This is a genomic window from Alteromonas sp. CNT1-28 (genome assembly GCF_022348345.1).
Taxonomy (GTDB): domain Bacteria; phylum Pseudomonadota; class Gammaproteobacteria; order Enterobacterales; family Alteromonadaceae; genus Alteromonas; species Alteromonas macleodii.
The window spans coordinates 80,999-103,545 of the sequence record NZ_JAKREZ010000006.1; the positions used below are offsets into that span (position 1 = coordinate 80,999).

The 22,547-nt window shown below is 45.2% G+C and carries 24 protein-coding genes; 17 read left to right on the forward strand and 7 right to left on the reverse strand.

Annotated features, from left to right (window positions below; translation table 11 throughout):
- Positions 1–108 precede the first annotated feature (108 nt).
- Positions 109–690, forward strand: a complete 582-nt coding sequence (locus MHN02_RS05125; protein ID WP_014975633.1) for a YqiA/YcfP family alpha/beta fold hydrolase — start codon at positions 109–111, stop codon at positions 688–690.
- Between the two features lie 113 nt (positions 691–803).
- Positions 804–2,699 (forward strand): DNA topoisomerase IV subunit B, encoded by a 1,896-nt coding sequence (parE, locus tag MHN02_RS05130; protein WP_014975634.1) that lies wholly within the window; start codon positions 804–806, stop codon positions 2,697–2,699.
- A gap of 124 nt (positions 2,700–2,823) precedes the next feature.
- Here parE and MHN02_RS05135 read toward each other — a convergent pair whose 3' ends face one another.
- Positions 2,824–3,498, reverse strand: coding sequence for a hypothetical protein (locus MHN02_RS05135; RefSeq protein WP_039231969.1), 675 nt, complete (start codon positions 3,496–3,498; stop codon positions 2,824–2,826).
- Positions 3,499–3,710: 212 nt separating this feature from the next.
- On the opposite strand from MHN02_RS05135, the gene MHN02_RS05140 reads away from it, so the two are divergent.
- Both MHN02_RS05140 and MHN02_RS05145 read left to right on the forward strand, forming a co-directional pair.
- Entirely contained in the window at positions 3,711–4,412 is a 702-nt protein-coding gene (locus MHN02_RS05140) for an HAD family phosphatase (RefSeq protein ID WP_239244900.1), read from the forward strand.
- A gap of 178 nt (positions 4,413–4,590) precedes the next feature.
- Positions 4,591–5,886: a hypothetical protein gene (locus MHN02_RS05145; protein WP_239244902.1), complete on the forward strand. Its 1,296-nt coding sequence runs from the start codon at positions 4,591–4,593 to the stop codon at positions 5,884–5,886.
- A gap of 101 nt (positions 5,887–5,987) precedes the next feature.
- Here the strand turns inward: MHN02_RS05145 and MHN02_RS05150 are convergent, their stop codons facing one another.
- Positions 5,988–6,320, reverse strand: a complete 333-nt coding sequence (locus MHN02_RS05150) for a hypothetical protein (RefSeq protein ID WP_014975645.1) — start codon at positions 6,318–6,320, stop codon at positions 5,988–5,990.
- Positions 6,321–6,600: 280 nt separating this feature from the next.
- Between MHN02_RS05150 and MHN02_RS05155 the strand changes: the two genes are divergently transcribed.
- The gene (locus MHN02_RS05155) at positions 6,601–6,792 is read left to right on the forward strand and encodes a hypothetical protein (protein ID WP_014948215.1); all 192 of its coding nucleotides are present in this window, start codon (positions 6,601–6,603) and stop codon (positions 6,790–6,792) included.
- Position 6,793: 1 nt separating this feature from the next.
- On the opposite strand, the gene epmB is transcribed toward MHN02_RS05155, so the two are convergent.
- Positions 6,794–7,819 (reverse strand): EF-P beta-lysylation protein EpmB, encoded by a 1,026-nt coding sequence (epmB, locus tag MHN02_RS05160; RefSeq protein ID WP_014975646.1) that lies wholly within the window; start codon positions 7,817–7,819, stop codon positions 6,794–6,796.
- Positions 7,820–7,855: 36 nt separating this feature from the next.
- On the opposite strand from epmB, the gene efp reads away from it, so the two are divergent.
- The 5 genes from efp to MHN02_RS05185 all read left to right on the forward strand — a co-directional run bounded on the left by efp (position 7,856) and on the right by MHN02_RS05185 (position 13,553).
- Positions 7,856–8,425 carry an elongation factor P gene (gene efp, locus MHN02_RS05165; RefSeq protein WP_014948217.1) on the forward strand — a complete coding sequence of 190 codons (570 nt, stop codon included), beginning with the start codon at positions 7,856–7,858 and terminating at the stop codon, positions 8,423–8,425.
- Between the two features lie 64 nt (positions 8,426–8,489).
- Positions 8,490–9,479, forward strand: a complete 990-nt coding sequence (epmA, locus tag MHN02_RS05170) for an elongation factor P--(R)-beta-lysine ligase (protein WP_336246519.1) — start codon at positions 8,490–8,492, stop codon at positions 9,477–9,479.
- Between the two features lie 173 nt (positions 9,480–9,652).
- A complete protein-coding gene (locus tag MHN02_RS05175; protein ID WP_239244906.1) occupies positions 9,653–12,148 on the forward strand; it encodes a TonB-dependent receptor in 2,496 nt (831 codons plus the stop codon).
- A 169-nt stretch (positions 12,149–12,317) separates the two neighbouring features.
- Positions 12,318–12,935 (forward strand): gamma-glutamylcyclotransferase, encoded by a 618-nt coding sequence (locus tag MHN02_RS05180; RefSeq protein ID WP_239244908.1) that lies wholly within the window; start codon positions 12,318–12,320, stop codon positions 12,933–12,935.
- 99 nt (positions 12,936–13,034) lie between these two features.
- Positions 13,035–13,553, forward strand: coding sequence for a GNAT family N-acetyltransferase (locus MHN02_RS05185; protein ID WP_239244910.1), 519 nt, complete (start codon positions 13,035–13,037; stop codon positions 13,551–13,553).
- Between the two features lie 37 nt (positions 13,554–13,590).
- Here the strand turns inward: MHN02_RS05185 and MHN02_RS05190 are convergent, their stop codons facing one another.
- Positions 13,591–14,199, reverse strand: coding sequence for a peptidylprolyl isomerase (locus tag MHN02_RS05190; RefSeq protein WP_014975652.1), 609 nt, complete (start codon positions 14,197–14,199; stop codon positions 13,591–13,593).
- A 49-nt stretch (positions 14,200–14,248) separates the two neighbouring features.
- Positions 14,249–15,481: a methyltransferase gene (locus MHN02_RS05195; RefSeq protein ID WP_014948223.1), complete on the reverse strand. Its 1,233-nt coding sequence runs from the start codon at positions 15,479–15,481 to the stop codon at positions 14,249–14,251.
- A gap of 236 nt (positions 15,482–15,717) precedes the next feature.
- Here MHN02_RS05195 and MHN02_RS05200 point away from each other — a divergent pair, with 236 nt between their 5' ends.
- The 7 genes from MHN02_RS05200 to MHN02_RS05230 all read left to right on the forward strand — a co-directional run bounded on the left by MHN02_RS05200 (position 15,718) and on the right by MHN02_RS05230 (position 20,330).
- Positions 15,718–16,800: a hypothetical protein gene (locus MHN02_RS05200; protein WP_171337528.1), complete on the forward strand. Its 1,083-nt coding sequence runs from the start codon at positions 15,718–15,720 to the stop codon at positions 16,798–16,800.
- A 138-nt stretch (positions 16,801–16,938) separates the two neighbouring features.
- Positions 16,939–17,580 (forward strand): alpha-ketoglutarate-dependent dioxygenase AlkB, encoded by a 642-nt coding sequence (locus MHN02_RS05205; RefSeq protein ID WP_171337527.1) that lies wholly within the window; start codon positions 16,939–16,941, stop codon positions 17,578–17,580.
- A 5-nt stretch (positions 17,581–17,585) separates the two neighbouring features.
- A complete protein-coding gene (locus tag MHN02_RS05210; protein ID WP_171337526.1) occupies positions 17,586–17,906 on the forward strand; it encodes a BolA/IbaG family iron-sulfur metabolism protein in 321 nt (106 codons plus the stop codon).
- Between the two features lie 31 nt (positions 17,907–17,937).
- Positions 17,938–18,630, forward strand: coding sequence for a phosphatase PAP2 family protein (locus MHN02_RS05215; protein WP_039231824.1), 693 nt, complete (start codon positions 17,938–17,940; stop codon positions 18,628–18,630).
- A gap of 2 nt (positions 18,631–18,632) precedes the next feature.
- Positions 18,633–19,274, forward strand: coding sequence for a nucleotidyltransferase family protein (locus tag MHN02_RS05220; protein WP_239244912.1), 642 nt, complete (start codon positions 18,633–18,635; stop codon positions 19,272–19,274).
- A 377-nt stretch (positions 19,275–19,651) separates the two neighbouring features.
- Positions 19,652–20,134 (forward strand): hypothetical protein, encoded by a 483-nt coding sequence (locus MHN02_RS05225; RefSeq protein WP_239244914.1) that lies wholly within the window; start codon positions 19,652–19,654, stop codon positions 20,132–20,134.
- Positions 20,127–20,330: a helix-turn-helix transcriptional regulator gene (locus MHN02_RS05230; protein ID WP_014948230.1), complete on the forward strand. Its 204-nt coding sequence runs from the start codon at positions 20,127–20,129 to the stop codon at positions 20,328–20,330. Before MHN02_RS05225 ends, MHN02_RS05230 begins: the two co-directional genes overlap by 8 nt.
- Positions 20,331–20,412: 82 nt before the next feature.
- On the opposite strand, the gene MHN02_RS05235 is transcribed toward MHN02_RS05230, so the two are convergent.
- Both MHN02_RS05235 and MHN02_RS05240 read right to left on the reverse strand, forming a co-directional pair.
- Positions 20,413–21,753 (reverse strand): nitrate regulatory protein, encoded by a 1,341-nt coding sequence (locus tag MHN02_RS05235; RefSeq protein WP_239244916.1) that lies wholly within the window; start codon positions 21,751–21,753, stop codon positions 20,413–20,415.
- 348 nt (positions 21,754–22,101) lie between these two features.
- Complete coding sequence (locus tag MHN02_RS05240) at positions 22,102–22,389, reverse strand: hypothetical protein (protein WP_014948232.1); 288 nt, start codon at positions 22,387–22,389, stop codon at positions 22,102–22,104.
- Positions 22,390–22,547: the final 158 nt, after the last annotated feature.

Genomic DNA, 22,547 nt, shown 5'->3' on the forward strand with positions numbered 1-22,547 from the left:
GAAGGATGCGCTAGGTGCGTTTGGCGTTAAAACCCGTTTCATACTCGCATCGAGTTTAGAGCAAACAAAGAAACAAAAAAGAACAGAGAACACAGAGTAGAGAAAAATATGCAGCACATTTTATATCTCCACGGCTTTTTAAGTTCGCCGAAATCCATTAAGGCGCAAGCCACCAAAGCGTATTTTGAGCAGCATCACTTAAACGTTACCTTGCACATTCCTGAGCTGTCTAATTTTCCTAGCAAAGTGGAAGACCAGCTAATTTCACTTATTGAGAACACACCGGCACTGCTTGAAAACGGGCTGAAACTTATTGGCAGTTCAATGGGGGGGTATCTCTCTACGTTTTTGCTTGAAAAGTTTGGTGGCAAAGCCGTGTTAATCAATCCCGCTGTTCGCCCTTACGAGCTATTGCAAGGGTTTATCGGTGCCCACGAAAACCCTTACAGCAAAGAAAAGTTTGAAATAGTAGAAAGCGATATGGGGGTGATCCAAGCATTAGAAGCTGCCTCAATTAAAACGCCAGGCAATTACAAAGTGCTACTTCAGACCGAGGATGAAACACTGGATTACCGCTTAGCGGCTGAAAAGTACGCACAAAGTCATCTGGTTATTGAAGAAGGCGGCGATCACAGCTTTGTAGGTTACGAAAATCACTTGCCTGCTATTGCCGAGTTTTTGCTGAAATAAGCGCATTGCCAGTCTGTACTCGCCCTGCTAACATCAATCCTATGCTCTGCGGCGCTATGCTTAAGCGCCGCGTACCTCTTTCTTTGTCGCTGGCTTAAATAACAACCATAACTATGTCAAATCAATACAATTCAGATGCTATCGAGGTTTTAAACGGCCTTGACCCCGTAAAACGCCGCCCTGGTATGTATACCGACACTACCCGCCCAAATCACTTGGGTCAGGAAGTCATCGATAACAGTGTGGATGAAGCGCTTGCTGGGCACGCCTCTAACATCAAAGTAATTTTGCATGAAGACCAATCGTTAGAAGTTATCGACGATGGTCGTGGTATGCCGGTAGATATCCACCCTGAAGAAGGGATATCAGGCGTAGAGCTTATTCTATGTAAGCTTCACGCGGGTGGTAAATTTTCAAATAAAAACTATGCCTTCTCTGGTGGTCTTCACGGGGTGGGGATCTCGGTAGTTAACGCGCTTTCAACTCGCGTAGAAGTAACTATTCGACGAGACAGTAACGTATACCAAATTGCCTTTGAAAACGGCGACAAAGTCGAAGACTTACAAGTTATTGATACCTGCGGTAAGCGCAATACAGGAACTCGTGTTCACTTCTGGCCTGACCCGCAATATTTCGATTCGGCTAAATTCTCAGCCAGTCGACTTGTGCACAACTTGCGCGCTAAAGCGGTATTAAGCCCGGGTCTGCGCATTCGTTTCGACAACAAGATCACCAAAGAAAGCCAAGAGTGGTATTACGAAGACGGTCTTAAAGACTACCTCTACCAAGCGGTAGAAGAGTTTGAAACCTTGCCGTCTGACACGCCATTTGTAGGTACATTTAGTGGCAACACAGAAGCCGCCGATTGGGCTGTAATGTGGTTGCCTGAAGGTGGTGATTTGGTAACGGAAAGCTACGTTAACCTTATCCCTACAGCGCAAGGCGGTACACACGTTAACGGGTTGCGCCAAGGCTTACTAGAGTCCATGCGCGAATTTTGCGAATTTAGAAACTTAATGCCTCGTGGCGTTAAGTTATCGCCTGATGATATTTGGGACCGCTGTGCCTATATCCTGTCGACTAAGATGCAGGACCCACAGTTTGCTGGTCAAACTAAAGAACGCTTGTCTTCACGTCAGGCCAGCGCGTTTGTATCAGGTGTAGTGAAAGACGCATTCAGCCTTTGGTTAAACCAACACACTGAAATTGCTGAAGCGCTTGCTGAAATGTGTATCAACAATGCACAGCGCCGTCTGCGTCAAACCAAAAAGGTTGCCCGTAAAAAGGTCACTCAAGGGCCTGCACTTCCAGGCAAACTGACCGACTGCTCATCGCAAGATATTTCTTACTCTGAACTGTTTTTAGTAGAGGGTGACTCGGCGGGGGGCTCGGCCAAGCAAGCGCGAGACCGAGAGTTTCAGGCAATTATGCCGCTGCGCGGTAAAATCTTAAATAGCTGGGAAGTTGACTCTTCTCAGGTATTGGCATCACAGGAAATTCACGATATTTCAGTTGCGCTGGGTATCGACCCAGATTCAACCGACCTGTCTGGTTTACGCTACGGTAAAATTTGTATTCTTGCCGATGCTGACTCCGATGGGCTACACATTGCAACGTTACTATGTGCGCTCTTTGTACGTCACTTCAGAACCTTGGTAGAGCAAGGCCATGTGTATGTCGCTATGCCGCCGCTATTTAGAATAGATGTAGGCAAAGAGGTGTATTACGCGCTAGATGAAGGCGAGAAGCAGGGCATTCTTGACCGAATTGAAGCGGAAAAGAAACGCGGTAAAGTCAACGTACAGCGCTTTAAAGGCTTGGGTGAAATGAACCCGCTACAGCTTCGCGAAACAACCATGGACCCGAACACCCGTCGCCTTGTTCAGCTGACCATTGAAGACGCGGAAGAAATGATGGAGTTGATGGACATGCTTCTTGCTAAGAAGCGTTCTGGCGACCGTAAAACATGGCTTGAAAGCAAAGGTAATATGGCTGAAGTGGCGTTGTAGATTGCAGAAACGCGCCGCTTTTGTGCTTATTTATAGAAGCTTGTATCGATAACGCTGTTCAAACAAGCGACCGCTAGACAAGCAACCTTAACGCTACATGAAGCAAATCGAAAACGCCGAGATACTATCCTGATACGGAAATTTCTCGGCGTTTTAGTTTGTGCATCTGCAATAAAATACTGCCACGCATAATTACGCTGGTGCCGTTTAGGATAAGTAGCGGCCAGCTTTGGCTTAATGGCATTGTTAGGCCAAACAATAAAGTGCTAACGTCTTTTATCAATATATTGCGAAACAGCGCAAATGACAGCGACCCCACTTTTTGTCTGCGCTGCAGTACAAACCACTGGTGCAGTGAACCTTGAAATAAGATAACGGTAACGACCAGCATTAAGGTATTTGCGCCAAGCTGTGCAAGCGTTGGGAAAGGGCGAAAAGCAATGGAAAGTGTGCCACCAATGAGAGCTAGCAGAGCAACAGCGGCAACATAGCCTGAAATTGTAGTGCGCCTGTGTTGCCATATTTTCCAAATGATAATGAGCGTAAGTATGAGCGCGCCAAATCGTGTCCACACCAAGTAATGGTTGAAAGGCTCTACCGAAATGCCAAATAGGAAAATTGAGAAAAAGGCAAAATAGCTAGAGCCAAACTGGTTAAGTGACAGACTGTGGTTAGCATCGTCACTTTCGCTAGAAACGGGCACGTGAAAGCGCGTCATGGCCTTAATTTGTGACCATAATCCTAACCATGTCAGTAAAAACAGCGCGGCACTGGCAAAGCCTAGTATGTGGTAAAGCACCCAATTTGCTCCACGTTGAAAATGTTCTAGCTCGTGAATGCCACAGTGTATCACAGGACTGGCACTGTTCTGGCATGTTCTGACATATGGCATGCAAACAATCACTATTAACAAAGCACTGCAGCAGGGGCTAAAGGTGTTATCGTTTTTTCGGTATCGATGACACCCAATATGTTTTCAAAACCGGTATTGAACTAGCAAGGAGGTTTATTTTGGCATTGCACTCAGTTTCTTCATCAACCCGCCAGTTAGCGGTAAGCGACAAAACCACAACGCTATTATTTGATCACGACGGTACCCTTATTGACTCAGAATCCGTACATTTTGACCTGTGGAAAGACATTTTGCTGGGGTACGATGTTGAATTAAGCGAGGATTTTTATTGTGAAGTGATGGCGGGTATTCCAGTAAAGCAAAATGCTGTCGATCTCGTCGAACATTTTAATATTGATGTAGCGCCGCAGCAGCTAGCAGAGCAAAAACACAAAAGCATTAGCGACTACTTAGATAAGCAAGCTTTTCCCTTAATGCCGTTTGCTAAAGAAACCATTGAACATTGTGCAAACAAAGGTTACACCATTGGCATTGTGACTGGGGGAAGTAAAAAGTCGGTGGAAAAAACCTTATCTCAGTATGGTTTAAGTGCTTATATTTCTTGCGTGGTTGCCGTGGAAGATGTCGAAAACAGCAAACCAGCACCTGATTGTTACGCGCTTGCAATGGACAAGCTAGGAAAAATACCCGGTGAATGTGTGGCAATTGAAGACACGCAAACCGGCATGACAGCGGCACTTGCTGTAAACCTAGCCTGCGTTGTGATACCCACGGATTTGTCGAAACATCATGACTTGTCTGGTGCCACAGTGCGGTATACAAGCTTGAAAGACTGGGTGGACTGCGAACTCGTTTTTTAGCGAATGCGGTGGTGGTTAATTGCCGACTTGTCGTGCCACTTGTCACTGGTGGCGCGAAAATAGATAACGTAGTATAACCAGCACGTTAGGGCGTAACTTTCTTTGTTTTACAGCAAAGAACGCCAGAGGCGCTAACTTATTTTTTATTCATTGTTATGACAGGTACAGCTGATTTCTCATGATTTTGCGTAGCGTAAAATGGCTTTTGATTACTCTTGCCATCATTGTTGTTCTGCTTGTAGTAAGCGTTGCTACGATTACGGTTATGGCTGTGCAAAAAACGCCATTAGTCGCATCGACAGCGCCCACGCAGCTAGATGGTGCTGATAGCGTTAATGAACTCCTCGGTCAGCTGCAACAGGCGTTTTCCCGCCGAGAAGAGGGGCATCAAGTTACGCTCACCGAAACCCAAGTCGAAAGCTTAGTGGGTGTGTTACAGCGTGCTTTACCTGATTTTAAGGGCGTAGTGAATATTACGCCGGTGGCGGGAACCATTAATGTCACTTACGCTATCAACAATACGGGGTATTACGTAAATGCGTCAGCGCTAGTGCTGCCTGGAGATAGCTTGCGTATAGAGCAAGTCCAAGTTGGTGACTTAACCATTCCGGGTCGTTTTTTACTTGGGTTTTTAGAGCGTACGGTGAACTCTTATACGCAATCAAAAATAGCCACCATTGCGTTATCGAGGGTGGAACGTGTAACCATGCGAAGCGGTGAGCTTACTTTAGATGTCGGGCGATTAGATGAGCTGCTAAGCGAGTTAAACGTGGTGGCGTCGAATATGTCGGTAAGCGAACAGACCGAGCTTCAGCAGTTATCTGCGTACTATTTACGTTATTTGTCTGGCAGAGAAATAGCCTTATCAAGTAAACCTGTATCCCTTATTGAATACTTGCGCGAAGGGATGGCACGAGCGAGAGAGCAAAGCCAATCCCCTGATGATGCAGTACTGCATAATAATGCGGTAATCCTCGCTTTAGCGGTTTACGTTGGGCATCATCGTGTTGGGGCTCTGGTGGGCGACATACAGCCAGATTCCGAAAAGGCGTTAAAGCCTCGCAGAGGTGCCGTGCTGCACAAACGCAACGATTTGGCTCGTCACTTCATTATTTCTGCTGCATTAGAGTTAATGGCTGAACAAGGTATGTCCTTAGCAATTGGCGAGTTTAAAGAACTAATGGACCGGGGCAACGGTGGTTCGGGCTATAGTTTTGTAGACTTAGCGGCAGATATGTCGGGTACTGAGTTTGCAAAGGTTGCTACCCATCCAAATACTGCGATGGAAGTGCAAAACGCGATTGCGCGCATTCAAAGTGAACTTGAAATCATCCCGCCTATTGAAGGCCTTCCCGAAGGCTTAAGTAAGCAAGCGTTTACCGAGCAGTATCAGCGGGTGGACAGTAAAGCGTACTTAAAAGAAGTGCAGGAAATTAAGCGGAGAATTGCCTTGCTACCGCTTTATCAAAAATAAGCGGTAAGGCGCGTGAGAGTTCGCCGTAAGCGAGAAGCTAATTTCAAAAAAAGCCCGCAAATAAAGCGGGCTTTTCGTTTATAGATATATTTTAGCCCGCGTTAGCTTTTAGATAGGGATTGCTGAAATTGCGCAATGGTCACCAGCGCCAGCTCTATTTTTTTAACTAATGGCGCTAGGGCTTGTTTGGCCGCATCATCATCCAGTTCCTTTAGCGATTGCCAGTCATTTGCAATCTCTTGAACATATGGACCAAAGCGTTTTGCTGATGTGCTAAACCCACTGTCATCTGCGAAAACGGCTGCAAACTTCCCTTTTTGATCGCGCTGTAAACTATCTAGTATTTGGTCGGCATCAACAGCTTTGCGGTGCAGCGTTTGAAGTGTTTCTTGAAGTTGTTGATGGACAGCTTGCATCTCTTGGCTCTGTTGCATGGTCACGCCTTTTGTTTCTAATGTAATCCGGTGCACGCGTTAGCCGCACACTTAATGTTCATATATATTGCGCAGCTATCATTATATGCTACGCCGAATGTATCACGGTAAATAATGATTAAAGTTTCGCCTTTCAAGGCCGATAACCTGAAGTCAGTTGTAAATTACGAAGTCTGCGGGTAATTGAGCCGCTTGCTATTTATGTAATGGACAACACGCCGTAAGGGTGGGCAATTCTGCCCATTTTTTTACTTTGCTACAAGCAACAAAGGAAAATGGTATGGATCTACAAGGTACTAGTGCCTCTGGAACGTCCGGTGCGTCACTTGAGTTGGCCTCTCTTAAGCTGGCAAAAAGCCAGCAAGAGCAAGAGGGAAAAGCGTCGCTTCAGCTGCTGGAATCAGCCGCTGACGTACCAAAAACGTCATCTTCAAACCCCGCGTTAGGCGCCAACATTGATACCTACGCGTAAGTTACGGATGCAAATGTAAGTCGATAGGCGTTTTGCCGGGTTGACCGCCAATTTCTCTCACCAGTTTTGGCACCAAGAAGCCCGGCAGGCGCTTTATCGCTTCTTCCATAATTGCGCGGCCTTCATCATCACTCACATAAAAATGACTCGCACCCTGCACTTTATCTAACACGTGCAAGTAATAGGGCAGTACTCCAGCCTCAAATAGCGTTTCACTTAAATCACTTATGGCATCGCCGGAATCGTTTACGCCTTTTAGCAATACCGATTGATTGAGCAGAGTCACACCTCTCTCTCGTAGTGTGCTTAATCGGGATTTTAGCGTTTCTGACATCTCATTTGCGTGGTTTGCGTGCAGCACTAATACTTTTTGAAGCGGCAATGCGCTAAACCATTCAACGAAGTCATGGCTAATTCGTTCTGGTAGCACTACCGGCAGACGGCTATGAATACGCAGTCGTTTTATATGGGGAATGGCGGCAATTTCGTTGGCTAACCATGACAAATGATCATCTTTCGCCATCAGTGGGTCGCCACCTGAAAAAATCACCTCATTAATTTTGTTATTACTGCGAAGGTATTCAAGCACATCAAGCCATTGGTGCTTACTTACCGCATTGTCGGCATAAGGAAAATGGCGTCGAAAACAGTAACGGCAGTTTACTGCACAGCCAGTGCGAACCATTAACAACACGCGAGAATCGTATTTGTGCAGTATGCCTTTGCCTGCGGTGTCGTGCTCGTCTAACGGATCTTCGCTATAACCGGGTGATGTTAGGAATTCATCGCTGAGCGGCATGACTTGCAAAAACAGCGGGTCGTTGGGATTTTCTTTTTCCATCAGATCCACAAAATGTCGTGGAACACGCATAGGAAAAAGACGACGTGCTTTAATGTGTTGTGCGTATTTTTCTTGGTCTAAACCTAAGTGTTGCAATAGCTTTGCAGGATCAGTAAAGCTACTTGCTAATTCTTTTTGCCAGTTATGCTCTACAGAAATCGGTTTTTTAGGTATTATTTGTTCCACGAAACTTTTTGTACCTTATGTTTAGACAGAGGAATTATGGCTAATTACAGCACTAACGAGTTCAAAGGCGGCCTGAAAATCATGCTGGACGGCGAACCTTGCAACATTCTAGAAAACGAATACGTAAAGCCGGGTAAGGGCCAAGCGTTTAACCGCGTAAAAATCCGCAAGCTTATTTCAGGTAAAGTTTTAGAAAAAACTTTCCGCTCAGGTGAATCAGTAGAAGGCGCTGACGTAATGGATACGGAACTTGCCTACTTGTACACCGACGGCGAATTCTACCACTTTATGAACAACGATACATTCGAACAAATCGCTGCAGATGAAAAAGCGGTAGGCGAGAATACCAAGTGGTTGGTAGAAAACGACGTTTGCACCATTACACTGTGGAACGGTTCACCTATCACAGTAACGCCGCCAAACTTCGTTGAGCTTGAAATCACTGAAACTGATCCTGGTCTTAAAGGTGATACAGCAGGTACTGGTGGTAAGCCAGCAACGCTTAGCACTGGTGCAGTTGTTCGCGTTCCTCTATTCGTTCAAACAGGCGAAGTTATCCGTGTAGATACGCGCTCTGGCGAATACGTGTCTCGCGCACAAAAATAATATCTGAGACATTCTGTATACGTGTAAAGCCGGTGCCTTAGTGTACCGGTTTTTTGTTTTAGCTATTCTTCTTAGGTTTGAATACATGCAATCTTGGCAGCCTACTACCACTCTTGAAGCCCGTGTTGCGCGAGCAGAATTACTCAGAACAATCCGTGAGTTTTTTTACGCAAGAAACGTGTTAGAGGTCGATACGCCTTTACTTTCAAACGGTACGGTTACCGATGAGCATTTAGATGCGTTTGATACACAATTCAATTTTGCCTCATCCGGTAAGCCAACTACGCTGTATCTTCAAACTTCCCCTGAATATGCCATGAAGCGGTTACTGTGCGCTGACAGCGGTAGTATTTATCAAGTGTGTAAAGCGTTTCGCCATGAAGGTGAAGGGCGCTGGCACAACCCAGAGTTTACCATGCTAGAGTGGTACCGCTTAGGTTTTGATCATTTTGCGCTAATGGACGAGGTTGACGCCTTGCTGCAAGAAACCTTAAACACGGCTTCGGCCGATAAGATGACGTATCAGAAAGCTTTTCAAACCTATTTAAATATTGACCCGTTAAGTGCTGATAACGACGTTTTGTTAAAGGCAATGGAAGAGCAGAACATAGATATTCATGCGCCGCAAAATCTAAGTTATGACAGCAAGTTACAACTGTTATTCAGCTATGTAATCGAACCTAAAATCGGTAACGAAAAACCGTGCTTCATCTACGATTTCCCTGCTTCTCAGGCGGCGCTTGCCAAACTAAGCCCTGTTGATGAACGGGTTGCCGAACGCTTTGAGGTGTATTACCAAGGCGCTGAACTTGCTAACGGTTTTCATGAGTTAAGTGCAGCAAAAGAGCAGCGGCTGCGCTTTGAAACGGATAACAGAAAGCGCGAAGAACATGGCCTTTCCACTAAGCCCATTGATGAAAACTTTCTAAGTGCGCTTGACGCAGGTTTGCCACCGTGTGCGGGTGTGGCGCTGGGCATCGATCGTTTGCTTATGCTTAAAACCAATGCAAAACACATTCAAGAAGTGATCAACTTCACGGTAAGCAGAGCTTAGAGACTTTTAATGGGGCAGAAAAGCGAAGGCTTTGCACCTAAATAGTTACAAAACATTAAATTAGCGTAGATAAGGGGTAACTTACATTGGCCTGCGGTTGACATGAGCACGGCAATGCTGAAAAATGTTATAACATCACTAGATAATGTTATAACATCCTCAGAGGAATACCCATGAAAATGCGTTCGCTGCTAAGTTTGTCCATAGCAGGGCTGTTAAGTGCGCCTGTGTATGCCACCACAGTAACGGGAAAAGTCACCGACACGGCAGGGCAACCTGTTGCAGGGGCTGAAGTAAAGATTGAAGGCAGCCGCCGTGTAGCATACACCGATGCAAATGGTATTTACCGTTTTGACGATGTAAAGCAGCCACATATTCATTTACATGTTTATTCTTCAAACTACATTCATGGTGATAACGACTTAGGCGACGTAAATACGGATCAAAATGTAGATTTCGTTTTAAAGCCTGCATCCGTCGAAAATATCGTGGTTACCGCCAATGCGCTTCAATCATCAGTACTGGAATCTGTTACGCCAGTGACCGTCATTGGTGCTGAAAAATTACGTAAAATAGAAGCACCAACCTTAGGGGAAACCCTAAAAAACGCGCCTGGTGTGCACAGCACTTATTTTGGCCCGGTTTCAAGCAGCCCAGTTATTCGCGGTAACGACGGCCCGCGTGTCAAGATTGTTCAAAACGGTTTGGATGTTTCTGACGTATCTCGCGTTGGGCCAGATCATAACGTAGCAACTACCCTCTCAAGCGCAACCCAGGTGGAAGTGCTTCGAGGCCCTGCAACACTCCAATACGGCAGTGGCGCTATTGGTGGTGTGGTTAACGTGGTTGACAAACGTATTCCTCAGTATCAGTTAGACGGCGTAGAAGGCGAAGCTGAAACTAGCTACAGCACAGTGAATAACGGCTCGTATACCCGTGCAGATGTAACGGGTGGCAGTGGCAATATTGTATGGCATGTCGACGGGTTTTATCGCGATACAGACAACGCGGATATTCCGGGCTTTGCGTCTATCGAACCCGATGAAGATGAACCAAACGGTGTCCTAGAAAGCAGCGCAATGGAGACGCGTAACGTCGTTGCAGGTTTATCTTACGTGGCCGAAGAAGGCTACTTCGGTTTTGCTGTGGAACAACTCGACAATAAATATGGCGTACCTGGCCATAGTCATGCTCATGGTGAGGAAGAGCACGACGAAGAGCATGAGGGCGAAGACCACGACCTTGAAGAACACGCTGAAGAAGGCGTGTTACTTGATGTAGATATGACCCGTTATCAAGCAGCCGGTGAGTGGCACTCTCCAGTACGTGGACTTACAAACCTTAAATTTGCGGCAGCTTACACTGATTACGAGCATGCTGAGATTGAAGACGGTGAACCAGGTACCGTATTTACTAATGAGTCGAGCGACATTCGCCTGTCTGCTTATCACGAAGAAGTGAACGGCTGGCACGGCGTATTCGGGCTACAGTTTAATCATAGTGACTACAATGCCGTGGGCGAAGAAGCCTTTACCCCAGCTAATACTACATCGAGCTACGCACTTTATGTTATAGAACAAAAGAAAGTAGGTGATGTAACCTTTGAGCTTGGTGGCCGACTAGAGCGAACGACTTTGGATGCTGACGCAAGCGAAGTAGAACTTGACGTTTTACATGAAGAGCATGATGAGCATGAAGGTGAGGAGCACGAAGGCGAGGAGCACGATGAGGAACATGAGGGTGAAGAACACGAAGAGCATGCTGTTGCTTTCAACTTCCCTGACTACGACTTCACCAGCCTATCACTTTCAGCGGGCGCTAACTGGGAATACCAGGAAGGTCACTCAATTGCCGTAACCCTATCACGCAGCGAACGTGCACCAAGCCAACAAGAACTTTTCTCTGCTGGCCAGCATTTAGCAACGCAAAGCTACGAAGTAGGTCTAGTATTTGATATGGACGAGGAAGGCCATATCGAAGAAACACTTAAAGGCGTAAAAGAAGAAGTTAGTACCAACCTAGATATTACTTTCCGTAAGTTTACCGGAAGCTGGGGCTACAGTGCGTCTTTCTTTTACAATCAGGCAGATGACTATATCTTCCAAACAAGCACAGGCTTAATTGCGCTCAGCGAGCACGAAGAACACGATGAGCACGAAGAGGAAGGATTAGAAGGCGAGCACGAAGAACATGGACATGATGAACACGGCGATGGAGAAGGCTTGCCAATTTATTATTTCCAACAGGCTGACGCTGACATCTGGGGCTTTGAAGCAGAAACTTACGTTGATTTAACAGACACGCTACGCTTAACCGTATTTGGTGACTATATCCGCGCAGAAATAGAAGACGACAACCTTCCCCGCACGCCGCCTATGCGCTTTGGTAGTGAATTAAGCTACGTGAACGATGGTTTAAGTGCTGACGTTGGCTTTACGTGGTACGACGACCAAAATGAAGTTGCGTCATTTGAGACTGCAACCGACGGTTACACCTTGGTTAACGCAAGCGTGCAATATGAATTTGGCACACAGGGCATTGACTGGGTAGTGTTTGCGCGCGGTGAAAACCTAACTGACGAGGAAGCCCGTGTTCATACATCTTTCTTAAAAGACCAAGCACCGCTTCCAGGTAGAAACTTTACTATGGGTGTGAGAGCGTTGTTTTAATTAAACAACTCCACTGCGGTATACAAGGCGATGTATTGGGGCTCTCAGTACATCGCCTTTTTTTATACTAGGGGAAAGTGGTCAGTACGATTTTTTCTAGTTGAATAAACTGCAAAGATAAACATGCTTAAGATGTTAAACGTCGAGCGGTTGTGAAGTAGAGGTGAAAATGAATGACATAGCGAATTGGCTAAGTACGCAAACCGAAAAACACATGGTGTTAGGTTATGGAAGCTTACTTAGCAAAGACAGCCGAGAGCGCTACTCCAACATTTTTACACCAGGGATCCCTGTGACGGTTTCTGGCTTCGAAAGGGCATGGGTGACGCGAAGTCTTCATGAAAAGCAGACTTACGTTGGCGCCGTGGCCAATGCGCATAGCAAATTAAACGCCCAGCTTATCCCAACACAAATTAACCCTGCCTTACAGGAGAGAGAAAAAGACTATCGGTTTGTCGAAGTAAGCGCTAAAGCACTCAACTTTCATCAACACAAGGGTTCTGCGTCTCTAGACGATGTGCTTGCACAATTTACCTTTTGGATTTGCGAAACACTCTACTGTACACAGGCAAATGACGCCTATCCCGTACATCAAACGTACGTAGATACATGCTTGAGTGGATGCTTAGAGCACGGTGGTATAGAGGAAGCCGAGCGATTTATCGCCCATACATCATTGTGGGAGCACCCAAGAGTAAACGACAGAGCGAACCCGAAGTACCCCCGCGCGGCAGTGGTCAACCCAGACCACTTTGAGCACATAGACAGGCTTCTATCAAAGAGATAGTGTTTGCCTTAGGTCTTACTTCTAGTTATACGTTCAAATGTAGAGGTACAAAAGCGAGTACTACATGCGCGTCATAAAAACTTTGCTAAAAGGATTAGTGTGAACACAAACATCGCTATTTTTACAAACGATAAAATAACGCTACGGCCGCTTACTTTTGATGATAAACACTGGGTACTTGCGCTGCAGCAGGACCCGCTATGGCTTAGATACATTGGAAGTAAAAATGTCGATACAGTAGACGATGCGTGTGACTACATTGGCAAAACAAATGCGCAGCGCGAAGAGTGGGGGTATGGCCTGCTGGCTGTCGAATTAACCGAAACCAAACAACCGTTAGGGGTTTGTGGTCTCTTCAATCGCTTTGCATTTGAATGTCCAGATTTAGGCTTTGCAATGCTGCCTGAAGCAAGAGGCAAGGGTATATGTTATGAGGCATGTCAGTGTGTTATAGCGTGGTCTGCCTCTAAGGGCTATCGTTTTTTAACAGCCATGACGCACCCAGAAAATATGGCGTCGCAGAAGCTTTTACAGCGCTTAGGATTTAACAAGCAGGGCTTTTACTTCGACAAAACGTTCCCAAAACAGCATTTGTTCAGGTTGGAATTACAGCCATAAAGCATTGCTCTTTATGGCTGTTTGTATCTGTTAATCGCTATAAGGGCGGTAACACGGTCATCTTTTTAATAATGATCGGCTCAATGGGTACGTTATTCGCGTTAAGGCGAATCGAATATTCAGTTTCTACTTCCGACATGGCATCAACAATATCTTCGCCTTCAACAATTACGCCAAAAACCGCGTAGCCCCAGTCTCTTCCGGGGTTTAAGCTGCTGTTGTCATTCACGTTGAAGAAAAATTGTCGGTTTGCGGTATGCGGGTCACCTTGTCTTGCCATTGCAATAGTGTGCAGGTCGTTAGTCAAACCGTTACCAGACTCATTGAAGATATCTGGAAAGTTCGACTTTCCGTTGAAGTCTGCCGTATAACCACCACCTTGCACAACAAAACCAGGCACGATGCGGTGAAAAATGGTGTCTTCGTAGGCGCGCTTATCAACATAACGAAGAAAGTTATTTACGGTAATTGGCGCACGTCTTCTGTCCAGTTCAACCACAATATCGCCCATGGTGGTTTCTATTTTCACCCGAGGGTAATAGTTATCTGGCTGAACCTGAGACCCATCGTCTTTCTTGGCCATAACGGGTGAACTGCTGCCTATTAGCATGATAGCGGTCAGCAGTGATAAAAGTATTTTCTTCATAACAATGCCTTTAAATGTTTTCCTTAATTCGCGCATGTTTTTTGATCACTTATCGTTTTGCAGTGCCTAAGATAACGAACTTTTTGTCACTCGCAAGTACCTTAGCACCACCAAACAACTTTTTAAGTTTAATGTGATAGTCGAGGTGTCGGTTACCAACCACCACTAAGTGACCGCTTTTAATAAGTACGTCCCGGGAATCAGTGAACATTTGCCATGCAATATGGTCAGTGATTGCGTTTTGTTGATGAAACGGTGGGTTACACAGAATTTTGGTAACAGCAGGTTTATTCTCTCTATTGATTAATGTTTCAAGGCAATTACTTGCAACAAACTCACATTGATCAATTTTATCCGGGAAGTTGTTGAGCACATTGAGTCTGGCACTTTCTAATGCCATATAGGACTCATCCACAAATATTACTTTGGCATCAGGGGCAAGAGAAAGGGCATTAACCCCCAGTACTCCGTTGCCGCAGCCTAAATCTACCACCACATCATTAGCGCTCACCGTCATATGTTCAAGCATAATGCGAGCGCCTATATCTAATGACTGTCGGGAAAACGTATTCGCCAGGTTGTCTATAGTTAACGCCGTTCCCATCGTACTTTTACACTGCCAGCGCGTCGGATAGGGCGAGTCAGATAGTTTTATTGACTCACGAGGCGAAGCGAACACAAGCCGCGATTTCTTCTTGGCAAGGGACGTGGTGGTGGGGCCAATATATCGTTCAAATAGGTTGAGTACGGATTTTGTGATGGTCTTCACTTTACCGGTTGCGATAACACGCGTGTCAGGTGTTATATATTTTTGTAAATCAATAAGCTGCTGTTCAAGAAGTGCAAGGGCGCGGGGGACCTTCAGCACAACAAGACTCGGCGCCTTTTCTGGCTTAAACGTTAAGCTTTGCACGCTAGTCAAGGTTTTCAGCGGCGCGGTTAGCAGGCCGTTTTTATTGCTCGTTTCTGCATTACCCAGTAAATGATTGGCTTTTAAATTCTCAGAGAGTGATCGCAAAGATATGTAGGAGTCAGATACCCAGTAAGGTGCTAAGTGCGAAAACCAACAACCTAACGCGCCGAAATCGTCGTTAAAAATCATCATTGAGCCATCATTGTCACCACTGCCAATTGAAAGCGACGCTTCACTTAATAAGCTCTCAATGTGCTCAATAACGAGTTCATCAGCGCTATCCCATGCTTGAAGGCTTATGTGCTGGTGCTTTTCAGGGTAGCGAATAAGCGAGAATTGTCGGTCGGCAAAAATAAATTCTGTATTCATTGGAGTCTGTTTTCAGAGATGGCTCAAAGCACTCACATACTTTTGGGAATGCCTATTTGGTTTATGTACGCGCTGCCTATCTTATCATATCCGCCATGCGGCTCTAACAGCCAAGAAGACTCAAAACGCGAATGTTTCGATGAAAATAAAAGGTAAAACGTTTACTTTGTTTTATTTGTGTGAAAATATTGTTAATTAAATCTCATCTGACCACTTGATAATTAACTGAGAAAACTATGAAAATACGACTGATAATTCTACTGTCCATTGCCTTTTCAACGCTCTCTCTAAATGTTAAAGCTGAAGTAACTTTCCCTGATGCCGCCTTTAGTAATTTAGATTACGGTTTGTATTGGTTTGACTACAACGACGCGAAAAAAGCGAATGTTAATGAGCCTAATCCATACTACAACGCCAATAATAAAACGGTCATCTACATTCACGGATGGCAAAACGGCTCGGTAACGGAGCGTCGTCGCGAGACGTTGAATCGTTCAAACTCGGGAGGACCTAACGAAGACCTCGCATGGTATTGGTTAGATAGAGGGTATAATGTAGGGATTCTGTATTGGAACCAGTTTGCAGATGAGTCTGAAGTTAAAGATGCAGAAGCCAAGATTCATTCGGCTTCTGGTCCTCGAAATATGCGCTGGAAGTCGTCAAATGGCAGCTACAGCTCGGGACCAAGCTCTTCGGTAACACAGTTACTTTACAACTCTCTCACGAATGGAATGCCTAACTTTAATGGTAGCGAGCTCCGCATAGCGGGTCACTCTTTGGGGAATCAACTAGCGCTTACTATTTCAGAGAAATCAGACGATGCGGTAAATAGAGGTGTTCTGACATCATCATATCGGCCAAATCGTATCGCATTGCTCGACCCTTTCTATTCCATAGGCGAAAAATTTTATCTGAATAACGATTGGACTGGTGAGAGAAGTAAAAGCATTGTTGATGCACTAAAAGCTAAGGGAATTGCCATTGAAGCGTATCGTAGCTCGCCGGTTACCAGCACATTCCTTGCTGGTGACAATAACGCTAGCCTAATGAATAGCATTGCATTTTCAGAGCTAAAACCATGGAATTTTGCTTGGTGGCAAGTGGCTGAGAAGCATGGTGCTGCAGTGACTCACTATTTTTGGTCACGAGCTTTCAGCCCGTTGACACTTGACGGAAGCAATACCCAAGTACCGAGCGCATCGGCGAGCAGTGCCGTAATCAAAACGTGGATGAACAAGAATAAAGGCGTTATTCAAGACAGCGGTGCATACAGTGCCACACCTGCAGATGACGACTTCAAAGAAAAATCACGCTTATAGAAGTTAACATCAATCCACATTAGCAATGCATGCGTAATTAAGGTGTAATTGGGGATACTTCAAAGGTGTGTTTAAGCACTTTTGAGATCAAGTGCCCATAGCCAAAATTAAAAATCACCGGAAATATCATAGTTACGCATGCAGTTTTCTCTTTTCGAGACCCCAGAAAACAATAGCTCGTCACATAAGCTCCCGCTGTCAGAGGGCGATGTCACTTATTTTCCTCAGGCGCTATCAAAAAGTGATGCAGATACTTTTTTTGAGTTACTGAAGGCCGAGTTACCCTGGCGTCAGGACTCGATCAGATTGTTTGGCAAGCCGGTAAAAATTCCCCGCCTTCAGAGCTGGCACGGCGATGACGATTGCACCTATACCTATTCGAATTTAACCATGTCGCCAAATCCGTGGACGAACAGCCTTTTAAGTATTAAGGATTGTTGTGAAGCGTTATGTGCTCCAACCCAAAATACAAAGTTCAACAGTGTGTTAGCGAATTGGTATCGTGACGGACAAGATAGCATGAGCTTTCATTCAGATGATGAGCCTGAGTTGGGTATAAACCCGGTTATTGCATCCGTCACCTTAGGTGAAGCAAGGCCCTTTGTTTTTAAGCACAAAGAAACAAAGGAAAAGTATACACAGGTGCTTGAGCACGGCAGTGTATTAATTATGGCAGGAACAACACAAAGTCATTATGTGCATGGTATTGCGAAGACGGCTAAGCCTATCGGTGGTAGAATTAATCTAACATTCCGACATCTTATTCACAGAACAAGGTAAGCCAAATGCAAGTAAAAGCGTTTCTGGAAACTACGATTGAAGCTGCACTTAATCCGAGTTTTCTCGAGGTTGTAGATGAGAGTTTTATGCACAATGTTCCAGAAGGGGCTCAAAGTCATTTTAAAGTAACGGTAGTGAGTGATGCCTTTGAGGGGAAGCGCTTAATAGCGAGACACAGAGAAATTAACGGTCTTGCGGCTGACGCGCTGCAGGGGCCAGTTCACGCGTTGGCACTTCACACGTATACGCCTACAGAGTGGGAAGCTCGAGGTGGGCAATCTATGGTATCGCCAAACTGCCTAGGTGGTAGCAAGCACGACCAATAACGCTCTTTTTGTACTAAATGGAAGTAGATTTATGACAAGCAGTGAAACGAAAAACAGCGGCGCGCTAGCCTCTTACTTAGACATCATAAAAACACCCTCTATTCAGGTGTTACTACTTGGCACCGGTTTTTTGCTTATGATGTTGTTTGTCTACATGGGCGTGCTGACTACGTTTGACAATGCGTTATTCAATGTAATTAGTGAAGCAGGCAATGTATCAGGTTGGAAAGAAGACGCGCTACGCGATATCACCGCGTTAGGCAGTAATACGGCACTTATCTTTGTCACGATTTCAGTTGCCGGAGCCTTGGCGATGGCCGGTGAAAAGAAAAAGGCACTGACTTTTTTGATTGCTGTTGCCGTGGGGATCGCAACGACCTTCTTACTCAAAGCTGGCATCGACAGGCCTCGTCCTCCGCTGCCCATGCAGGATGTAAGTGTGTATACACAAAGTTTCCCCTCTGCACATGCTACCTTATCTACGCTTGTTTATTTCTATATCGCCTATTTGTTAACGTACTTCACGCAAAACGCTTCAGTAAAAGTGTGGATCTACATGGCAGCCACCTTTCTTGTATTTTGTATTGGCTTAAGCCGCATTTTATTGGGCGTGCATTGGCCTAGCGACATTATTGCAGGGTGGTTTGCTGGTGGCAGTATGGCTGCCTTTTGCTTTTATATCATCAAGTGGAAACGCAAACTGCGTATAAAAGACGAAGATTAAACGTGCAAGATTTCAAGCGGCTAGGCGACATTATTAAGCGGGATCCTTTTCGCATGCGCTGCCTTCGCGCTTTGAGAGCGCTCGATTTACCGCAAGGGTACATTGGTGCTGGATTTGTTCGAAATGCCATATGGGATGAGTTACACGCAAGAGCGACACCAACTCCGCTTAACGATATTGATGTGATTTACTTTAGTGGTGAAATTAATCCGCCGCAAAGTGTTGCGAGTGCCGATAATACATTGAAATCAGTACCTCAACCGCAAGCTTACTCACCAAATTCTGCAGCTGCCAAACCAGGACTAAAAGCACAAGAACAAGCCATAGAACGCGAGTTAGCGCGTATGGTTTCTCAAGCTAATTGGCAAGTTAAAAACCAAGCGCGTATGCACGTAGCTCACGAGCACGCTCCCTATCAAAATTGCCACGACGCTATTTCTTATTGGATAGAACGAGAAACCTGTGTTGCGGTTCGTCTTTTAGCCAATGATGATTTAGACATACTCGCGCCATTTAGCTTGGAAGCAAACTTCGCCGGCACCATAAGTATTAACCCAAAATATCCAAGACCTGAAGTTTTTAAACAGCGATTTGCTTCTAAGAATTGGCTTACTGTTTGGCCTCTGTTGAAAGTTCATAAATAACTGGAAAGCAGTACGTATTTGTACGAATCGGCACGCAATGTTTCAGACTATACTTTGATTAATCAAAGCCATAATAAACGTTCTTCTGCACGACAATACATTGTTCTTTTCTGCATTCATACTACCAGTAAAGCATTACGAATTAGCCAATTTATCCCAGTATTTCCTCTGTACCTATCGTAGAAGAAATAACAAAAGAACGTAGTTACAGTAAACGCGGCACACGTGAGTTGCATAAAAAACTTGCATTCATGTAACCTTTGGGTATCATTGATACTTAAGGGTTACATATGATCCGTTTAGGTATCATATGTGACATTAGAACGCAGTGAGCTTTAAACGGCATCAATGCGCCGTTAATAATAGGGAATTTAAAAATGGCAACATCAATTTTGGTACCACCAGAGACGGAACAAGAGTATTTAACAATAACGGGTAAAGTTAGTATTTGCCTTGCTCTTATTGTACTAAGTAAGGCAGCGTTGGCTGTGGTCAACGACACTGGCTCAGTGGTTAACTTACTACTAGATCTAATAGCAGCGGCAAGTGCGATTTACTGCGTTGTTTTATCAGTTAAAACGATGAAATTCACAAAAAATATATCGCGTTTGGGTTATTGGACACTGAAATTTAACGATGAGTATGTGGACTATGTCAGTTCGTTTAGCTTGCGCATTACCTGTCACATCATGTTATTTGGTGCGTTGGTTCTTGCTTTTTGGGGCGACAGCAGATGGTTTGTAGATCTCATGGCCCCCTTTGAGATCACCAATGCTCTTCAAGTCTTGCTCGGTGTAGCCGCGGCTGCGCATGGAACTTCCATTTTATGGAAGCTGCGTGAGGAAGACCTAGATGAATGAAGATTTAGATAACCACATTCATAAGCTACGATTGCAACACAAAATATCTCAGCAAGAATTAGCTGACGCGATAGGTGTTTCCAGGAAGACTATTAGCACAGTAGAAACCGGACGCTTTACACCATCGGTAGTTATTGCTCTAAAAATTGCCGAATATTTTGCCATTCCAGTTGAGCAAGTATTCGCACTTAAATAAATCGATGCATTGGAAATATTCTGTAGTGGCGTCCTATTAAAGGGCGCTGCACAAAAAATCGAAATTTGTGTTGAGCCGGAATTTACCTTCCTGCTGAGTTTTTCGTTGTAATATTTACGATCTTAGCGGCAATAGCCGCTATGGTCGTATTTTCGCTCATAGCTTGCTTTTGCAGTCGGCGATACGCGTTGTTCTCGCTTAACCCGAATTGCTCCATTACTACCAGTTTTGCTCGCCCAATTAGTTTTTGTTCCTGTATTGCACGCTTGGCCTCTTCGAGCTCCCGCCCCATATCTTCTATGTGTTGGGCCTGTGAACGTAGTAAATCATAAAAAGAGCGGTGAGCAGATAAAGTCTTCGTTTGCTCGTTGAGTGATAGTGTTTTGATTTCGTCTTCTTTAGTGTCTTCCGCGAGTCCAGGCATACGTGGATCGAACAATAAGGTGAGCGGTGAGCCATCAGTAGCGTGTTCATCATTGAAGCGCGTAAGCAACTGCTGATGATTGGCCATCTCATTTTTTGCATCGGCCACTTTACTGTTAGCTTGCTGAGTAAGGGCCTCAGTGAGTGCCACTTCGATAGTCTGCATTGCATCCATTCGACGTGTTGCTGCATCAAACCAAACTTCCGATATTTCTCCGGCAATCGGACTGCCGTCACTAAGCTGTGCAATCATATTTCTAAGCTGTGTAATATCGATTGCAGCAGGGCTTTTGTTCAACGCGTCTAATGCATCTTTATGCGGCTTACAGCTAAACTCACAGAATATACTGAAGTGATGTTCTTGGGCATGCTGAAGCGCGGCCAGCTTTTCACAAAGGCGAACATCGAAATGAGTTTCTGCGAAACCAATAGCGCCCCACGCCCGCTCCTGCCCAGCGTATTCTTTTGCCTGCATAAAGTTGAACAGTGCAACCAATAAGCGAGTGATTGTTGGGTCGCTTGCAATATCTGCCGCTTCAAAAATAACCGTAAGTAAACTGGCAACAAGGCGACTGTATGCTCGTGTGGATTCCAGTGGTGTCAGCAGCTGCTTGCTTACTTGTTCTCTCAGTCTGGGCAGGTAGTCCGTCGCCTGCATAGCAAGTGTAATGCTGCTCAACAACCGCGGGTTACCCGTGGTGATCTCATCTGTCAGGTAGAGCGATTTCAAGTGGCTTTTCAACATTGACTCCGCTCGCTCGCTAGCACTGACATACTGCATTCGCTCAGCGGCATAACGCTCGCCTTTTGAAGCAAGAAAGATATTGCTGGCCCCACGCTCTTTTTGCAGTTCATGAATGAGTTCTCGAACGGCAATTACAATTCGACAATTACTAGATAATTGCTCAAGCACGGTTATTTCGGCGTGCTTGGCCGCTAGCAAAAAGCGCTTAGTGGCGTCGCTACAAAGCGCAATGGTCTGTTCTGGTTCATGAAGCATGTTAAGGCCTGCTAATCTTTGGTACACACGTTTCGAATTTTTTCTGGATGAGTGCATCTATTGGCGAAACGTTTTTTGAAACTCTTTGCTCTTAGCACTGAGCAGAGCAATACGTGTACCAAGCAACACTTATGCCCTGTTTATTAGAATTAATGAAGATAAGCGTTAGAGTGAACAAAAACGCCCGGAGTGCTGACATTTCGCGGCATGTGGTGTGGCTGGAACTTTTACTTAAGGTGACTTTATAAGGAGGACGGGAAGGTTAGCGGCGTTAAGAGGGAAGTTGGGAGAGAAGAAGCTGCGCCAAAATGGTGCAGCCTCGCAAACTATGTGGTTTTGCTTTCCAGATTAGTTTCTGACTACGCGAAGAAACCAACCTACAAACAATGAAATTAAGAAACCGAAGAAGGCAATCATTGTGGTGATGGTTAGCATTTGTCCAGAAAAATCAGCATTCTCGCCAGTGTGCTCGCTAACCAGCATTCCTGATGCTTTAAAGATAAACAATGCTGCTACAGAAAATAGTAAAATAACGGCGGTCGACATGATAGTGGCTTTCCAATAAGCCTTCGGCGACATCCAATGAATAGCGCCTGCCACTAGCACGCACAAAATAGTCAGAATATAAGGTACCACTTTAACTCCTCGTTGAATAAGACTTGTGCCTTATTGCGACGTCTTATCGTAGCCCCGTATTAGAAATCGAAGCGCATTGAACGACGCGGTTAATAAAAACTATTATACGATGCCATGTACGATGCAATTTGTCAGCATTCGCTATTAAATTAAGCCCT

Excerpts from the sequence above, each read along its gene's own strand:
- MHN02_RS05225 (WP_239244914.1), top strand. The coding sequence starts at position 19,652 with ATGGCAACATCAATTTTGGTACCACCAGAGACGGAACAAGAGTATTTA.
- MHN02_RS05205 (WP_171337527.1), top strand. The coding sequence starts at position 16,939 with ATGCAGTTTTCTCTTTTCGAGACCCCAGAAAACAATAGCTCGTCACAT.
- MHN02_RS05230 (WP_014948230.1), top strand. The coding sequence starts at position 20,127 with ATGAATGAAGATTTAGATAACCACATTCATAAGCTACGATTGCAACAC.
- MHN02_RS05180 (WP_239244908.1), top strand. The coding sequence starts at position 12,318 with ATGAATGACATAGCGAATTGGCTAAGTACGCAAACCGAAAAACACATG.
- parE (WP_014975634.1), top strand. The coding sequence starts at position 804 with ATGTCAAATCAATACAATTCAGATGCTATCGAGGTTTTAAACGGCCTT.
- MHN02_RS05235 (WP_239244916.1), bottom strand. The coding sequence starts at position 21,753 with ATGCTTCATGAACCAGAACAGACCATTGCGCTTTGTAGCGACGCCACT.
- MHN02_RS05150 (WP_014975645.1), bottom strand. The coding sequence starts at position 6,320 with ATGCAACAGAGCCAAGAGATGCAAGCTGTCCATCAACAACTTCAAGAA.
- MHN02_RS05145 (WP_239244902.1), top strand. The coding sequence starts at position 4,591 with ATGATTTTGCGTAGCGTAAAATGGCTTTTGATTACTCTTGCCATCATT.
- MHN02_RS05200 (WP_171337528.1), top strand. The coding sequence starts at position 15,718 with ATGAAAATACGACTGATAATTCTACTGTCCATTGCCTTTTCAACGCTC.
- MHN02_RS05210 (WP_171337526.1), top strand. The coding sequence starts at position 17,586 with ATGCAAGTAAAAGCGTTTCTGGAAACTACGATTGAAGCTGCACTTAAT.
- MHN02_RS05125 (WP_014975633.1), top strand. The coding sequence starts at position 109 with ATGCAGCACATTTTATATCTCCACGGCTTTTTAAGTTCGCCGAAATCC.
- MHN02_RS05190 (WP_014975652.1), bottom strand. The coding sequence starts at position 14,199 with ATGAAGAAAATACTTTTATCACTGCTGACCGCTATCATGCTAATAGGC.
- MHN02_RS05175 (WP_239244906.1), top strand. The coding sequence starts at position 9,653 with ATGAAAATGCGTTCGCTGCTAAGTTTGTCCATAGCAGGGCTGTTAAGT.
- MHN02_RS05215 (WP_039231824.1), top strand. The coding sequence starts at position 17,938 with ATGACAAGCAGTGAAACGAAAAACAGCGGCGCGCTAGCCTCTTACTTA.
- MHN02_RS05155 (WP_014948215.1), top strand. The coding sequence starts at position 6,601 with ATGGATCTACAAGGTACTAGTGCCTCTGGAACGTCCGGTGCGTCACTT.
- MHN02_RS05195 (WP_014948223.1), bottom strand. The coding sequence starts at position 15,481 with ATGAATACAGAATTTATTTTTGCCGACCGACAATTCTCGCTTATTCGC.
- efp (WP_014948217.1), top strand. The coding sequence starts at position 7,856 with ATGGCTAATTACAGCACTAACGAGTTCAAAGGCGGCCTGAAAATCATG.